Origin of the sequence: Ruegeria sp. HKCCA0235A (genome assembly GCF_013033235.1) — a bacterium.
Classification (GTDB): Bacteria; Pseudomonadota; Alphaproteobacteria; order Rhodobacterales; family Rhodobacteraceae; genus Ruegeria.
This window is the reverse complement of the sequence record NZ_WQDQ01000007.1, coordinates 233,873-247,465: the sequence shown is the minus strand read 5'-3', so window position 1 is coordinate 247,465 and position 13,593 is coordinate 233,873. Positions and strand designations below refer to the sequence as shown.

General features: G+C 58.5%; 17 protein-coding genes and 1 tRNA gene. 11 read left to right on the top strand and 7 right to left on the bottom strand.

What is annotated here, in order from left to right:
* Window positions 1–116, top strand: a 116-nt coding sequence (locus tag GOW56_RS14205; RefSeq protein ID WP_171206292.1) for an integrase core domain-containing protein, incomplete at its 5' end; no start/stop codon positions are given.
* A 31-nt stretch (window positions 117–147) separates the two neighbouring features.
* Here the strand turns inward: GOW56_RS14205 and GOW56_RS14200 are convergent.
* The 3 genes from GOW56_RS14200 to GOW56_RS14190 all read right to left on the bottom strand — a co-directional run bounded on the left by GOW56_RS14200 (window position 148) and on the right by GOW56_RS14190 (window position 984).
* Window positions 148–273, bottom strand: a complete 126-nt coding sequence (locus tag GOW56_RS14200; protein ID WP_171206291.1) for an Arm DNA-binding domain-containing protein — start codon at window positions 271–273, stop codon at window positions 148–150.
* A gap of 155 nt (window positions 274–428) precedes the next feature.
* A tRNA-Ala gene (locus GOW56_RS14195) sits at window positions 429–504 on the bottom strand.
* A gap of 153 nt (window positions 505–657) precedes the next feature.
* Window positions 658–984, bottom strand: a complete 327-nt coding sequence (locus GOW56_RS14190; RefSeq protein WP_152459046.1) for a TIGR02300 family protein — start codon at window positions 982–984, stop codon at window positions 658–660.
* A 100-nt stretch (window positions 985–1,084) separates the two neighbouring features.
* Between GOW56_RS14190 and GOW56_RS14185 the strand changes: the two genes are divergently transcribed.
* From GOW56_RS14185 to GOW56_RS14175, 3 genes are all read left to right on the top strand, one after another.
* Complete coding sequence (locus tag GOW56_RS14185; protein ID WP_254447228.1) at window positions 1,085–1,780, top strand: M48 family metallopeptidase; 696 nt, start codon at window positions 1,085–1,087, stop codon at window positions 1,778–1,780.
* Window positions 1,781–1,810: 30 nt separating this feature from the next.
* The gene (locus tag GOW56_RS14180) at window positions 1,811–2,458 is read left to right on the top strand and encodes a GntR family transcriptional regulator (RefSeq protein ID WP_170346010.1); all 648 of its coding nucleotides are present in this window, start codon (window positions 1,811–1,813) and stop codon (window positions 2,456–2,458) included.
* 113 nt (window positions 2,459–2,571) lie between these two features.
* On the top strand, window positions 2,572–3,702 hold the full coding sequence (locus GOW56_RS14175) for a lytic murein transglycosylase (protein ID WP_171206289.1): 1,131 nt from the start codon (window positions 2,572–2,574) through the stop codon (window positions 3,700–3,702).
* Between the two features lie 3 nt (window positions 3,703–3,705).
* Here GOW56_RS14175 and GOW56_RS14170 read toward each other — a convergent pair whose 3' ends face one another.
* Window positions 3,706–4,668 carry an acetyl-CoA carboxylase carboxyltransferase subunit alpha gene (locus GOW56_RS14170; RefSeq protein ID WP_152459042.1) on the bottom strand — a complete coding sequence of 321 codons (963 nt, stop codon included), beginning with the start codon at window positions 4,666–4,668 and terminating at the stop codon, window positions 3,706–3,708.
* 103 nt (window positions 4,669–4,771) lie between these two features.
* Between GOW56_RS14170 and GOW56_RS14165 the strand changes: the two genes are divergently transcribed.
* Window positions 4,772–4,942: a hypothetical protein gene (locus GOW56_RS14165; protein ID WP_171118860.1), complete on the top strand. Its 171-nt coding sequence runs from the start codon at window positions 4,772–4,774 to the stop codon at window positions 4,940–4,942.
* On the opposite strand, the gene GOW56_RS14160 is transcribed toward GOW56_RS14165, so the two are convergent.
* Entirely contained in the window at window positions 4,918–5,514 is a 597-nt protein-coding gene (locus tag GOW56_RS14160; RefSeq protein ID WP_171168988.1) for a LysE family translocator, read from the bottom strand. The two genes, GOW56_RS14165 and GOW56_RS14160, sit on opposite strands and share 25 nt — an antisense overlap.
* A 73-nt stretch (window positions 5,515–5,587) precedes the next feature.
* On the opposite strand from GOW56_RS14160, the gene GOW56_RS14155 reads away from it, so the two are divergent.
* Entirely contained in the window at window positions 5,588–6,040 is a 453-nt protein-coding gene (locus tag GOW56_RS14155) for an Lrp/AsnC family transcriptional regulator (protein ID WP_171206288.1), read from the top strand.
* 119 nt (window positions 6,041–6,159) lie between these two features.
* Complete coding sequence (locus GOW56_RS14150) at window positions 6,160–6,738, top strand: PA14 domain-containing protein (protein WP_152459039.1); 579 nt, start codon at window positions 6,160–6,162, stop codon at window positions 6,736–6,738.
* A 45-nt stretch (window positions 6,739–6,783) separates the two neighbouring features.
* On the opposite strand, the gene GOW56_RS14145 is transcribed toward GOW56_RS14150, so the two are convergent.
* Window positions 6,784–7,746: an L-malyl-CoA/beta-methylmalyl-CoA lyase gene (locus GOW56_RS14145; RefSeq protein ID WP_171206287.1), complete on the bottom strand. Its 963-nt coding sequence runs from the start codon at window positions 7,744–7,746 to the stop codon at window positions 6,784–6,786.
* A 295-nt stretch (window positions 7,747–8,041) separates the two neighbouring features.
* Between GOW56_RS14145 and dgcN the strand changes: the two genes are divergently transcribed.
* The 3 genes from dgcN (at window position 8,042) to GOW56_RS14130 (ending at window position 10,955) form a co-directional block, all read left to right on the top strand.
* Window positions 8,042–9,043 (top strand): N-acetyltransferase DgcN, encoded by a 1,002-nt coding sequence (dgcN, locus tag GOW56_RS14140; RefSeq protein ID WP_171206286.1) that lies wholly within the window; start codon window positions 8,042–8,044, stop codon window positions 9,041–9,043.
* A gap of 75 nt (window positions 9,044–9,118) precedes the next feature.
* Window positions 9,119–10,084 (top strand): N-acetyl-D-Glu racemase DgcA, encoded by a 966-nt coding sequence (gene dgcA / locus GOW56_RS14135; protein WP_171206285.1) that lies wholly within the window; start codon window positions 9,119–9,121, stop codon window positions 10,082–10,084.
* A gap of 10 nt (window positions 10,085–10,094) precedes the next feature.
* A complete protein-coding gene (locus GOW56_RS14130) occupies window positions 10,095–10,955 on the top strand; it encodes a D-amino-acid transaminase (protein ID WP_152459035.1) in 861 nt (286 codons plus the stop codon).
* A 199-nt stretch (window positions 10,956–11,154) separates the two neighbouring features.
* Here the strand turns inward: GOW56_RS14130 and GOW56_RS14125 are convergent, their stop codons facing one another.
* On the bottom strand, window positions 11,155–12,057 hold the full coding sequence (locus GOW56_RS14125) for a LysR substrate-binding domain-containing protein (protein ID WP_171206284.1): 903 nt from the start codon (window positions 12,055–12,057) through the stop codon (window positions 11,155–11,157).
* 172 nt (window positions 12,058–12,229) lie between these two features.
* Between GOW56_RS14125 and ugpB the strand changes: the two genes are divergently transcribed.
* The gene (gene ugpB / locus GOW56_RS14120) at window positions 12,230–13,540 is read left to right on the top strand and encodes a sn-glycerol-3-phosphate ABC transporter substrate-binding protein UgpB (RefSeq protein WP_171206283.1); all 1,311 of its coding nucleotides are present in this window, start codon (window positions 12,230–12,232) and stop codon (window positions 13,538–13,540) included.
* Window positions 13,541–13,593: the final 53 nt, after the last annotated feature.

Genomic DNA, 13,593 nt, shown 5'->3' with positions numbered 1-13,593 from the left:
TGATCGAACAATGGAGGAGACACTACAACACAAAGCGGCCCCACAGTGCACTGGGCTATCGCCCGCCAGCGCCCGAAGCCATCATACCAATGGATCGCAGGCCGACAATGCACTAACAATCAATTTGGACCAGTCAGATGAGGCTGCTCACCAGACCCATGTCTTACTGCCCTTCGGGTGAACGATCAGCGTCAGGCCACCGCCATCTGCCAGCTTGATCTTCTTGTCGCCGGGTTTAGCAGCCTTGATTTGTTTGTCTGTCAGTTTGGTCATCTCGCATACTTTCTCACTGGCGAACCCCACACAGACCCCCACAATGGGAATACTGGCAGACCCCAAGTTTCCTTGGGGGTAAGAAAGACTGACACGTCAAAGGCCTTATTTACAAAGCCGTGTGACTGCGAGTGAATTCGAACTGAGGAGAAAAATGGTGGAGCCTAGGGGAGTCGAACCCCTGACCTCTTGCATGCCATGCAAGCGCTCTCCCAACTGAGCTAAGGCCCCATCTAGGTACCGCTGATGCGGTGGACGGACGTTTAGGAGACAGTGACGACGAGTGCAAGTCCAAAAATGGAATCGAACGCTAATTTCCGCACTAATCCGCACTAAGCTGTCCGTGAAACGAAAAAGGCGACCCTGCGGTCGCCTTTGACTTGATCAGTTTTCGTCTTCCGAAGACATGTCGGTGATATCATCCAGCGAAACGTCATCACTGGTGTCATCATCGTCATCCAGCAGATCATCATCCAGTTCGACGTCGACAGAGTCGTCGTCATCCAGTACCAGCTCCTCATCCGACGCGTTTTCACGCGCTTTGACCGAGGCGGCATCTTCTGCATCCGCCGCGATCATGCGGCTTTTGGATGTTTCAAGCTCCACGATCTCGCCAGTGTAGGGGCTGATGATCGGGTCCTTGTTCAGGTCGTAGAATCGCTTACCGGTGGTCGGGCAAACGCGCTTTACGCCCCATTCTTCCTTGGGCATGTCAAATCCCCTTGATATCAGGTGAGTCGTCTAAATGATTCAGCTCACCTGCCACAGGCAGAGGGCACTGTCAAAGTCTTTGCGCAAGAGAGGTCGCGATATGGGAGAGCACGCATTGCCAGGGACACCGCCGGTGCCGCTGAGGCTGCGCAAATCCGCCCGGGCGCGGCGCATCAGTTTGCGAATTTCTCAGCTGGACGGCCGGGTTACGCTGACCTATCCGATCGGTGTGCCTGAATCCGAGGCGCTGAGTTTCGCACGTACCAAGGAAGAGTGGATTCGTCAGCATTTGCAGGACAGGCCGGAAACGGCCGTGGTGCAGTTCGGACAGAAGATACCGATTGAAGGCGTTGTCCGGCGAATCGTGCCCGCCAAGGGTCGGCGTGTTCAGTTGATGGCGGACGAGGTCGCAGTGCCCGAAGGGGCCGAGGCGCGCAGATTGGCCCGGTTTCTGAAGGAATTGGCGCGAGGCCGATTGATTGGCGCGTGTGATGATTACGCGGCAATGCTGGGGCGGTCGTACAGCACGCTCAGCCTGCGCGACACACGGTCACGCTGGGGATCATGCAGTTCGCAGGGTGGATTGATGTTCTCGTGGCGGCTCATTCTCGCGCCGTCCGAGGTGCTGCACTATGTGGCCGCGCATGAAGTGGCGCATCTTGTCGAGATGAACCACTCGCCCGCGTTCTGGAAACAGGTGGAACGCATTTTCGGCCCCTGTCAGCAACCCCGCCGCTGGTTGCGTGACAATGGGGCAGAGTTGCACCGTTACAGGTTTGACGCAAAGCCGAGTTGACCTTTCGCTGTTTTGTGATCACATAAGCGGATGTTGAGCACACGCCCGTCTGACACCCAAACTGCCACTCATGACCGGGTGTATCGGGCCCTGAGGTCTCGAATCATGCATGGTGAGATGGCGCCGGGACAGGCGCTGACCTTGCGTGGCATCGGCAAGGAATTCGGCGTCTCGATGACCCCGGCGCGAGAGGCCGTGCGCCGTCTGGCCGCCGAGGGGGCATTGTTCCTGTCCAATTCCGGCCGGGTCTCGACACCTGAATTGACCAACGACCGGATTGAGGAATTGGCGGCGTTGCGCGCGTTGCTGGAAGTCGAGCTGGCCAGCCGGGCTTTGCCCCGGGCGCATATTGCGCTGATCGACCGGTTGCAGACCATCAACATGACCGTTGCCGAGATGGTGACCAAGCGGGACGCGGTTGGGTACATCCGTTCAAATCTGGAATTTCACCGCACCCTTTACCTGCGGGCTCAGGCGCCCGCGATGCTGGCCATTGCCGAAACGGTCTGGCTGCAACTCGGGCCGACGATGAGGGCGCTTTACGGGCGTCTCAGGCGCACTGAGCCACCGCATTATCACAAGCTGATCATTGCGGCCCTCAAGGCCGGGGACGAACCGGGTTTGCGCCTGGCGGTCCGTTCGGACGTGACGCAGGGATTGCGCTTGCTGGTGAGCTGAGCGGCATCCCGCCGACATTCCCGCGCCCACTGCGCAAGGTTTCACCGTTCTGGCCTGTTCAACCCGACTGGGTTACTCTTGAGGCAAATCACAAACAAGAGCAGACCACAGCCATGATCACTCGACGGACTTTTTCCATTTGCCTTGGATCAACATTGTTGGCCGCCTGCACGGGTGGCGGTGCGCCATCCAGCGCGCCTGCATCGCGTATGCGGGCTGTTCCCAACGCGGGTTGGGATGCCTGGGTTGCCGGTTTCAAGGGCAGGGCAGCATCGCAAGGTATTTCACAATCCACGATTGATCGCGCTTTTCAGGGGGCAGGGTACCTGCCCGATGTGATCGAGCGTGACCGTAATCAGGTAGAGTTCAAGCGTTCGCTCGAAGACTACCTGGCCATTGCCGCCTCGGACGAACGGATCAGCACCGGCCAGAAGATGCTGCGGCAATACAACGGGACGCTGTCGCAGATCGAGGCGCAGTACGGAGTGGACAAGGAAATCGTCGTTGCAGTGTGGGGGCTGGAAAGTCGCTATGGCGCGCGTCGCGGCGATGTGCCCGTTGTGTCAGCCCTGTCGACGCTGGCCTATGACGGGCGGCGTGGTCAGTTCTTTGAAAGCCAGTTGATCGCGGCGCTCAAGATCCTTCAGAATGGCGACACCACGCCTGACAAGATGACCGGCAGCTGGGCCGGTGCGATGGGGCACACGCAATTCATTCCAACCTCCTACCTTGCCTATGCCGTGGATTTCACCGGCGACGGGCGGCGCGATATCTGGTCGGACGATCCGACGGATTCGCTGGCTTCGACCGCTGCTTACCTGTCGCGCGCAGGCTGGGTGCGGGGGCAGCCTTGGGGGGGCGAGGTTGGAACCGTTTCCGGTACACCGGTCGCCGTGCTGCAACCACAGAAACCCGGGCCGCGCATTGCCGTCTTCCGCAATTTTCAGGTCATCAAGCGCTATAACAATTCGGACAGTTACGCGATCGGGGTCGGTCATCTGGCGGACAGAATCGCCGGTGGCGCGCCGTTTCAGGCCTCGTTCGGGCCAGATGCAAACGGTCTGACATTGGACGACCGTAAGGAATTGCAACGGCGGCTGACATCCCAAGGGTATGATACGAAAGGCGCGGATGGGGTGATCGGCAAAAACACGACGTCTGCCATTAGCGCGTATCAAAGCGCCAATGGCCTGGCGGTCACCGGAGAACCCTCGGTTGCGTTGTTGCGCAGGTTGGGCGGCTGACGGTTACGCCGCCAACCCTTTCGAGCCGATGTCGAGGAATTTTTGACGGCGGTCCTGTATCAGGGTCGCCGCGTCTTTGCCGTCCAGTTCCGCCAGCATATCGGTGAGAGCCGCGCGTACAGCCTCGACAGCGGCCGGACGATCGCGATGCGCGCCGCCCTTGGGTTCAGGGATGATCCGGTCGCAAACGCCAAGCTTGTGAAGATCCTGAGCGGTCAGACGCAGCGCCTCGGCCGCTTCACGCATCTTTTCTGCATCTTTCCAAAGGATCGATGCGCAACCTTCCGGCGAGATCACCGAATAGACCGAGTGTTCCAGCATTGCCACGCGGTTGGCGGTGGCAAAGGCCACGGCCCCGCCCGAGCCGCCTTCGCCGATGATGACCGACACCAGGGGCACGCCGATCTTCAGACACATCTGGGTCGAGCGGGCAATCGCTTCGGATTGACCGCGTTCCTCGGCGCCTTTGCCGGGATAGGCGCCGGCGGTATCGATCAGGGTGATCACCGGCAGGCCAAACCGACCGGCCATCTCCATCAGGCGGACCGCCTTGCGATAGCCTTCGGGGCGGGCCATGCCGAAATTGCGTTCGATCCGCGATTTGGTGTCGCTGCCTTTTTCATGGCCGATCACCATGACGGGTTGATCGTTGAAACGTGCAAGCCCGCCGATCACCGCCAGATCATCGGCAAAATTGCGATCTCCGGCCAAAGGGGTGAATTCGGTGAACAGGGCATCGACGTAATCGCTGCAATGCGGGCGTTCCGGGTGTCGGGCGACCTGGCATTTCCGCCATGGGGTCAGATCGGCGTAAAGCTCATCCAGAAGCTTGGCGGCCTTGGCGTCCAACGCGGCGGCTTCTTCGGTTACGTCCATCTCTTCGTTGGTTCGGGCCAACGCACGCAACTCTTCAGCCTTGCCTTCAATTTCAGCCAGCGGTTTTTCGAAATCCAGATACTGGGTCATGACGCCTCTCAACGCGAAAGTTCCCTGCTATATGGCCTGACGGTGCTCCGGATGCAACTCGGCAAGATCCGAGTGGTGAAGATGTTCGATTTCAGATGGGCGAATGGAAAAACGGATACTGATGGCCGCCGCCAAGAAAGACCCCGCGCTGCGCGTTCTGACCTGCACCCACGACAATCTAACGCGGCGTCTGACCCTGTACCCACCCGAAACCGCGCCCGAGAATGTGTTGGCCGAAACCTGTCTGGGTCAACTGGGCCAGAGAACGGGATAGAGCGAAGCCACAAGCAGCACCGCCATTGTCCAGTTGAACGCACCCAGCCTGCGCGGGTTCGTTAGCACCCGCGACATCTGCTGCCCCAGAAAGGTCCATGTGCTCACCGATGGCAGATTGACCGCCCCGAAAACCAACGCCACAAGCGCAATCGCATGCAGGGTCTGACTGGGCGTGTAAGCGGTTGTGGCGGTCAGGGCCATGGCCCAGGCTTTGGGGTTCACCCACTGAAAGGCGGCGGCTTGCAGAAACGTCATGGGTGTCCCCGCTGCCAAATCGCCTGTGGCTGGCGCGGCATGCGCGATCTTCCATGCCAGATAGAGCAGATAGATCACCGACACGACCTTCAGCACTGAATAGCTGACCGGGTACCGGTCAAAGACCTGAACCAGCCCTGCACCGACCAGCAGCACCATGAGCGTGAAGCCAAGGCCAATGCCCAGCATATGCGGGATCGAACGCCGAAAGCCGAAATTCGCACCCGATGCCATCAGCATCAGATTGTTTGGCCCGGGCGTAATGGATGTCACGAAGGCAAAAGCGATGAGCGCCAGAAGGATGTCGTAAGTCATGCTGCGAAGTATCGTCTGACCGGCAGCAAATGAAATTGCTTTTTCGTGCGAGTTTCCGCTATTTCTGCAACTTATGATGAAGAATGATCGGATAAATCGCCAGATATTGCACGAACTGACCCGTGATGGGCGCATCAGCAATCTGGAATTGGCCGAACGGGTCGGGCTGTCTCCGTCCGCCTGCCTGCGTCGCGTTCAAGAGCTTGAGAAGGCCGGCGTGATCACCGGTTATCGTGCGGTTCTGAACCCGGCCGCGATGGGTGTCGGCTTTGTCGCCTATATCGGGGTCGGTCTTGGTGAACACACGAAAGCGGCGCAGGAGGGGTTTGAGCGTGCCCTGCAACAAGCCCCCGAAGTGGTCGAATGCCACAACATCACCGGTACGATCGAATACCTGCTGCGCGTCGAATGCGCCGATCTGCCGTCCTACAAGACCTTCCATACCGAGGTGCTGGGAACGTTGCCTCATGTCACGTCGATCACATCCTATGTGGTCATGGGGTCACCCAAGGATCTGCGTGCGTAGCCACTGGAAATGTGAAGCCACACTCTCTTGCAGCGCAAATTTTCAGGGCCTAGTGTCTTTGTAATGACGCTGCCAGGGGATACGCCCAGCTAAAACGGCACGCAAACAGGGAGATTACGATGAAACTCGTTCGAACAGTGGCGACCGCAGTTGCCATGTCGGTCATTGCCGGGGCCGCTTTGTCTGCCCCGCTGAAACTGCAACCTGCCAATCCACAGCCGTCTCCGAAGGCGGGTTTGAATGTCAAATACTTAGGTACAGGCAATCAACACAAGAAGATCCGGGATCTGAGCCAGGCAAAAAGCATGCTGTCTAAGGCGAAGCCCGGAAAGCCGTTGCGCGGGTTGGATTACCGGGACACCAGCAAGGGTGAGGATGTCTTGACCTTCGACCAGGCCTACAACGTTGCCGCCGAGGTCACAGGGTATATGCGGTTTGACTCGCCGGGCGTTTACGAGCTGGAAACGTGGTCGAATGACGGGATAGAGGCTTGGGTTGGCGGTCAGCAGATTGGCCGGGTAAATGGCATTCAGGGCTGTGAAGCCAATCAACGCACCGAAGTGGAAGTGCCCAAGGCGGGCTGGTATCCATTGAAGATCGTCTATTTCCAGAAACTGGGAACCTCTTGCCTGATGATGAAGTCAGGAAAGAAGGGGGAACGCTTCACATGGACGCCCAATGACGTTTTTGGCCGTTGAAGAATTCATGAAAGGGCGCTCGATCGAGCGCCCTTTTTTGGGGGCTTAGCTGCCCGCCGCAATCAGTTCGGCCTGCGCCACGATGACTTCGGCCTGCTTGATTGAGGCGATGTCGACAAGGCGGCCTTTATAGACGGTTGCGCCCTCACCGTTGGCTTTGGCCTGTTCCATTGCGGCCAGGATTTCGCGGGCCTCGGAAACGGCCTCATCCGACGGGGTAAAGACCTGATTGGCCAGTGCAATCTGCTTGGGATGGATCGCCCATTTGCCGACCATACCCAGCGTGGCCGAGCGTTTCGCCTGAGCGATGTACCCTTCATCATCGCTGAAATCCCCGAATGGCCCATCCACTGGCAGCACCCCATGGGTGCGGCACGCTGCAACGATGGCGGCTTGGGCCCAGTGCCACGGGTCGGACCAGTGTCTTTCGCCGTCACGCAGCATATAGTAGTTTTCCTGTGTGCCGCCGATGCCCGTGGTCTGCATCCCCATCGAGGCCGCAAAATCTGCAGCCCCAAGGCTCATGGCCTGCAAACGGGGAGAGGAGGCTGCGATCTCTTCCACATGCGCGATACCGGCAGCGGATTCGATAATGACCTCGAAGCTGATAGGTTTGGTCCGGCCCTTGGCGCGTTCAATGGCGGTGACAAGGGCATCCACGGCATAGACATCCGATGCGCAGCCGACTTTGGGAATCATGATCTGGTCCAGACGGTCGCCTGCCTGCTCCAACACGTCGACAACGTCACGATACCAATAGGGGGTATCCAATCCGTTTATGCGAACGGACATGTATTTGCTGCCCCAATCAACAGTGTTCAGGGCTTCGATGACATTGGCGCGGGCGATGTCCTTGTCCGAAGGCGCAACCGAATCCTCGAGGTCAAGGTTGATCACATCCGCAGCTGATGCTGCCATTTTCGGGAACAGTTTGGTATTCGATCCCGGACCAAACAGTTGGCAGCGATTGGGTCGTGCAGGCGCGGCGGGTTGGATACGAAAGCTCATCTGGACCTCGTGTGGGTAATGAAATTGCGATTTTCTCGCCCAATGAGGTATTAAATTGCGCAACCTGGCGCAAGGGAGATTGTGCATCTGCGGCAATGCGGTTGCAGAATGCTGCGTGCCAGCAGCTGGGAAGTGGTGATTAAAGTTTAATCACTTTGGAAACTTCGAAGAATTTTGCGCCTTTTGTGTCAATGGTGCAAGAAACTCGCGTGCCCGCCGTGTTGGGCGGATCAAAACGCGAAACGCTCGTTTAAACGCTTCTCTAGCTTGGGCCGGAATCAAAGGAGTGACCGCAATGATCGAGACACCGTACCTGCTGTTTTTGGGCGATGCGCCCGACCAATTGGCGGCCAAAGTGGCTGTGGGCATCAAGGATTGGCGCCCGGAAAACGCCGTCGGCCAATATCGTATGGACGGCTGCAAGGCTGATCTGGGTCTGAAGGATATGACTCTGACCGAGGCCAAAGCGGCCGGCGCCAAAACGCTGGTTATCGGTGTCGCCAACCGTGGCGGCGTCATCAGCCAGGAGTGGAAAAAGGTTCTGGTCATGGCGCTTGAGGAAGGGTTTGACCTGGCCTCTGGGCTGCACAACCTGTTGCGCGACGAGCCCGATCTGGTGGCGGTGGCCGAAGCAACGGGGCGAAAGCTGCATGACGTGCGTGTACCCGAGGTTGATTACCCGATCGCCAACGGGATCAAGCGCAGGGGCAAACGTTGTCTGGCCGTCGGCACCGACTGCTCTGTGGGCAAGATGTACACTGCAATGGCGATGGATGCCGAAATGCGCAAGCGTGGTATGAAGTCGACCTTCCGCGCGACCGGCCAGACGGGCATTCTGATCACCGGCGATGGCGTGCCGCTGGACGCCGTTGTTGCGGATTTCATGGCTGGCTCGATCGAATGGCTGACACCGGACAACGATGACGACCACTGGGATCTGATCGAAGGTCAGGGATCGCTGTTCCATGTGTCCTATTCCGGCGTGACTATGGCGCTGATTCACGGCGGCCAGCCCGACGCGCTGATCCTGAGCCATGAACCGACCCGCGCGCACATGCGCGGTCTGCCGACCTATCAGCTGCCGACGCTCGAAACCCTGCGCGACACTGCGCTGGCGCTGGCCAAAGTGGCGAACCCGGATTGTCAGGTCGTCGGCGTTTCGGTCAACACGCAGCACATGTCCGAAGAGGACGCGACAGTATATCTGGCCAAGATCGAAGCAGATATGGGGCTTCCGGCGACCGATCCGTTCCGGTTCGGCTCGGCCAAGTTGGTGGACGCGCTGGCCGCGATGTGATCCAACCGGCCCGCCGGTGGCGGGCCGGTTCCGCCTCTGGCGGGAGTATTTGGGAAAAGATGAAGGAGCAGGTGCGTGCAGATAGAGGTCTCTCGCGATGTGTTTCAGTTGGCGCAGGTGTTTACCATTTCGCGCGGGTCACGGACCGAAGCAAAGGTGCTGACGGTGCGGGTGTCGGACGGAACGCAGCAGGGCTGGGGCGAATGCGTTCCTTATGCGCGTTATGACGAAACGCTCGAGTCGGTCGAGGCCGAGATCACCGGTCTGCCTGCTGAGTTCAGCCGTCAGTCACTGATGGATCTGCTGCCTGCCGGTGCCGCCCGGAACGCCGTGGATTGTGCTTTGTGGGATCTGGAAAGCAAGCGCGCCGGAAAGCGCGCCTGGGATTTAGCGGGCCTGCCGGTGCCCGGACCCGAGATCACGGCTTATACTCTGTCGCTGGATACTCCGGAGGCAATGCAGGCTCAGGCGACCGAAAACGCGCACCGCCCGCTTCTGAAGATCAAGCTGGGCACGCCAGATGACATGCCCCGGCTCGAGGCCGTGCGCGCCGGTGCTCCGAACGCCAGGATCATCGTGGATGCGAACGAAGGCTGGTCGGCCGAGGTTTACGCCGACCTCGCCCCGCATCTGGTGCGTTTGGGCGTAGCGCTGGTCGAGCAGCCATTGCCGGCCGGTGACGACGACGCTTTGATCGGAATGGACCGCCCGGTGCCCGTCTGCGCCGACGAGTCCTGCCATGATCGCGCCAGCCTGCCCGGGCTGAAGGGGAAATACGATGTCATCAACATCAAACTCGACAAGACCGGTGGCCTGACCGAGGCGCTTGAACTGCGCAAAGCCGCAATCGCGGAAGGGTATGACATCATGGTCGGCTGCATGGTTGGCAGTTCGCTTGCCATGGCGCCCGCGACACTGTTGGCGCAGGGTGCGATGGTGACGGACCTTGACGGCCCGCTTCTGTTGGCCGAAGACCGCGACACCCCGCTGATTTTTGACGACGCCGGAGTTTACCCGCCCGAAGCGGCGCTCTGGGGCTGAGGAGACAAACATGACCCGAACCGTTTATGTAAATGGCGAATACCTGCCCGAGACCGAGGCCAAGGTATCCATCTTTGACCGTGGCTTCCTGTTTGCAGACGCGGTTTACGAAGTGACCAGTGTACTGGATGGCAAGCTGATCGATTTCGAGGGCCACGCGGTGCGCCTGAAGCGGTCTCTGGACGAGCTGGAGATGGCCGAGCCCTGCACCAAGGAAGAGCTGCTGGAAATCCACCGCAAGCTGGTTGATCTGAACGGCATAGAAGAGGGCCTGGTCTACCTTCAGGTTTCGCGCGGCAGCGACGGTGACCGGGATTTTGTCTTCCCTTCGGCCGATACCAAGCCAAGCCTCGTTCTGTTCACCCAGAACAAGCCCGGGTTGGCTGACAGCCCGGCGGCACGGAAAGGCGCCAAGATCATCTCGATCGAGGACATCCGTTGGGGTCGCCGCGACATCAAAACCGTGCAACTGCTTTACCCTTCGATGGGCAAGATGATGGCCAAGAAAGCGGGCTGCGACGATGCATGGCTGGTCGAGGACGGCTTTGTGACCGAGGGCACCAGCAACAACGCCTATTTCGTCAAGAACGGCAAGATCGTGACCCGCCCGCTGTCCAACGACATCCTGCACGGGATCACTCGCAAGGCCGTGCTGCGCATGGCAGCCGAAGCACAGATGGAAGTTGAAGAGCGGCTGTTTACCATCGACGAAGCCAAAGAGGCTGATGAGGCGTTCACGACCTCGGCCAGTGCTTTCGTGATGCCGGTAGTGGAAATTGACGGAGTCACGTTGGGTGATGGTACACCCGGTCCGATTGCCAAACGCCTTCGTGAAATTTACCTGGATGAAAGCCGAAAGGCCGCGATCTGAAGAACCACCAAGTTGAACGGCGTCGCAGTAAATTGTTGCGGCGCCGTGCCAACATCAGCCGGGTCCCGGTGGCAGTGCAGGGAGTATCGCTGTAGACCCCGCTGAGCACGAGCAGATCACATGCGACTTTCCACCGGGACACCGGTCTTGTTGTCGGATCAGTTCCTGCGGTGTCACAAGAACATGGTCGAATGCGGGGCTACCCGACCTTGAAAGGGCTCAGGCTTTCCTGAAACTGTTCGATGAATTCCAGCGTTACCAATGACGGTTGCTTCAGAATTGGACGCACCAACGAAAGGGTATGCGTCAAAGACGGCTTGAACGGCCGATAACTCAATCCCCTCGACGTGTATTGGACAGCATCCAGCTCGCTAACGACCGAGACACCGACACCTTCCAGCGCCAATTCACATGCTGCCGTGAACTGCCTGACCTCGATATGCGAGTTCAATTCGACATTGGCATGTTGAAACACTTTCGAAAGCCGCCCGAAAAAATCGCTGTCGCGTCGGGTGTGGATGATTTTGCTGTGCGCGAGATCCGCCGGAGTAATTTCGGACAGGCCTTCCAGCTCGTGCCCGGTGGGGAACACGCACACCGTGCGAACGTCGATGTCCCTGCTTTCTACCGCCGGATGACCGTGAAAGCTGTCAGTGATTCCGAAATCATACTGCTCGCCGATCATCCATTCCAGAATGCGTTCAGGTCTGTCTGGTTCGATCGTCAGGGTGACACCGGGCCGATCCTTCAGGAAACCGGCGACGACTTTGGGCAAATGGCTGGTGGCAAATCCCGGCAGGCAAGCGACACGGATGTGCCCTGCTTTGCGTTGTGTGATATCCTGACTGACATCCGAAATTTGTCTCATCAATTCGAGAACGCGCTCGACGCTGGGCAAGAGATAGCGAACCTCCTGCGTTGGTACTAATCGGCCTTCCCGACGGTCAAAAAGCTGAAACCCGAGCGACTTTTCAAGATCGGACAGCAATCTGCTGACTGCTGGCTGGGTCACGCCCAGATCAGCCGCCGCGGCCGTGACAGACCCGTTGGTGGTCACGGCCATCAGGGCCTCCAACTGCCGAACTCTCAGAATTTGACTCATTGCTGATCCCGATCTGCTGCGCCATTTCATAACACTATGTTATTTTTTCACCAAGTAGATAGGCCTTGAATTATATTTTTGTAACGTTAACGTCGTGAAATCGTCATGTGGGCCGTTTACGCGTTGCGGTCGGTATTCAACGAAGCATCAACCCTGATGCATGGGAGGAATCATGAAAAAGAATCTGCTTGGCGCGATTGCCATCACCACAGCCTTGTCCCCCTTGGCGGCAATGGCGCAAACCGAAGTCCAGTTCTGGCACGCCTTCACCGGTCGCCTAGGGGAACTTGTCAAAGGACAGGTTGAAGAATTCAACGCCAGTCAGGATGAGTTCGTCGTGGTCGAAAGCCACAAGGGCAACTACTCGGAAACCCTGAATGCCGGGATTGCAGCATTCCGGGCCGGTGAACAGCCACATATCCTGATGGTGTTCGAAGTCGGCACGGCGACAATGATGTCAGCCAAAGGGGCGATCAAACCGGTCTATGAAGTGATGGCCGAAAGCGGCGCGTCTTTTGATCCCGACGCGTATATTGGCGCCGTCAAAGGCTACTACACAACCACTGACGGAGAGATGCTGTCGCTTCCCTTCAACTCCTCGACGCCGGTCCTGTGGGTCAACCGCGATGCCATGCAAGCAGCAGGCGTTGATCCGGACACGGATCTGTCCACTTGGGAAAAAGTCGGCGAAGTGCTCGAGCAGCTGAAGGCAGGTGGCGAGGATTGCCCGCTGGTGACAGCATGGCAAAGCTGGATTCACCTTGAAAACCTTTCAGCCTATCACGACGTTCCCTTTGCCTCACGGGACAACGGATTTGCCGGTCTGGATACCGAGCTGATGCTGAACGGTCCGGTGCAGGTTGCACATCTGACCGCGATGGGTGACTGGGCCAAGGACGGCAAGTTCATCTATACCGGCCGCAGAAACGAAGGTGGTGCGAACTTCCGGTCAGGCGAGTGCGCATTGTTCACCGAAAGTTCGGCCGGATACGCCGGCATCAAGGCAGAGGCCGAGTTCGATTTCGACGTGCGTCCGCTGCCCTATTGGGAATCCGTCACCAGTGAGCCGCAAAACACCATCATCGGTGGCGCGTCTCTTTGGGTAATGGAGGGTCATGAGCCCGAAGAGTACAAGGGCGTCGGAGAGTTCCTGAGCTTCCTGTCATCACCTGACGTACAAGCGGCCTGGCACCAGAACACCGGTTACCTTCCGATCACGACAGAAGCGGGTGAGGTTACGCGTGCCGCTGGTTTTTATGACGAAAACCCGGGTACCGACGTCGCAGTGATCCAGATGACCGCGAAAGAGCCGACCGCAAATTCGAAAGGATTGCGCTTGGGATCGTTCGACCAGATCCGGGGCATCATCGACGAAGAGCTTGAGGCGATCTGGTCCGCTGAGAAAACGGCTCAGGAAGCGATGGACAGCACGAAGGAACGCGGTGATGCGTTGCTGCGCCGGTTCGAATCCGCCAATCAATAAGTCGTAACGTCATGCGGGCCTTTTCAGGGCCCGCATTTTCTTTCTTCGGTGGG

Excerpts from the sequence above, each read along its gene's own strand:
- GOW56_RS14200 (WP_171206291.1), bottom strand. The coding sequence starts at position 273 with ATGACCAAACTGACAGACAAACAAATCAAGGCTGCTAAACCCGGCGAC.
- GOW56_RS14190 (WP_152459046.1), bottom strand. The coding sequence starts at position 984 with ATGCCCAAGGAAGAATGGGGCGTAAAGCGCGTTTGCCCGACCACCGGT.
- GOW56_RS14185 (WP_254447228.1), top strand. The coding sequence starts at position 1,085 with ATGGGAGAGCACGCATTGCCAGGGACACCGCCGGTGCCGCTGAGGCTG.
- GOW56_RS14180 (WP_170346010.1), top strand. The coding sequence starts at position 1,811 with ATGTTGAGCACACGCCCGTCTGACACCCAAACTGCCACTCATGACCGG.
- GOW56_RS14175 (WP_171206289.1), top strand. The coding sequence starts at position 2,572 with ATGATCACTCGACGGACTTTTTCCATTTGCCTTGGATCAACATTGTTG.
- GOW56_RS14170 (WP_152459042.1), bottom strand. The coding sequence starts at position 4,668 with ATGACCCAGTATCTGGATTTCGAAAAACCGCTGGCTGAAATTGAAGGC.
- GOW56_RS14165 (WP_171118860.1), top strand. The coding sequence starts at position 4,772 with ATGGAAAAACGGATACTGATGGCCGCCGCCAAGAAAGACCCCGCGCTG.
- GOW56_RS14160 (WP_171168988.1), bottom strand. The coding sequence starts at position 5,514 with ATGACTTACGACATCCTTCTGGCGCTCATCGCTTTTGCCTTCGTGACA.
- GOW56_RS14155 (WP_171206288.1), top strand. The coding sequence starts at position 5,588 with ATGATGAAGAATGATCGGATAAATCGCCAGATATTGCACGAACTGACC.
- GOW56_RS14150 (WP_152459039.1), top strand. The coding sequence starts at position 6,160 with ATGAAACTCGTTCGAACAGTGGCGACCGCAGTTGCCATGTCGGTCATT.
- GOW56_RS14145 (WP_171206287.1), bottom strand. The coding sequence starts at position 7,746 with ATGAGCTTTCGTATCCAACCCGCCGCGCCTGCACGACCCAATCGCTGC.
- dgcN (WP_171206286.1), top strand. The coding sequence starts at position 8,042 with ATGATCGAGACACCGTACCTGCTGTTTTTGGGCGATGCGCCCGACCAA.
- GOW56_RS14130 (WP_152459035.1), top strand. The coding sequence starts at position 10,095 with ATGACCCGAACCGTTTATGTAAATGGCGAATACCTGCCCGAGACCGAG.
- GOW56_RS14125 (WP_171206284.1), bottom strand. The coding sequence starts at position 12,057 with ATGAGTCAAATTCTGAGAGTTCGGCAGTTGGAGGCCCTGATGGCCGTG.
- ugpB (WP_171206283.1), top strand. The coding sequence starts at position 12,230 with ATGAAAAAGAATCTGCTTGGCGCGATTGCCATCACCACAGCCTTGTCC.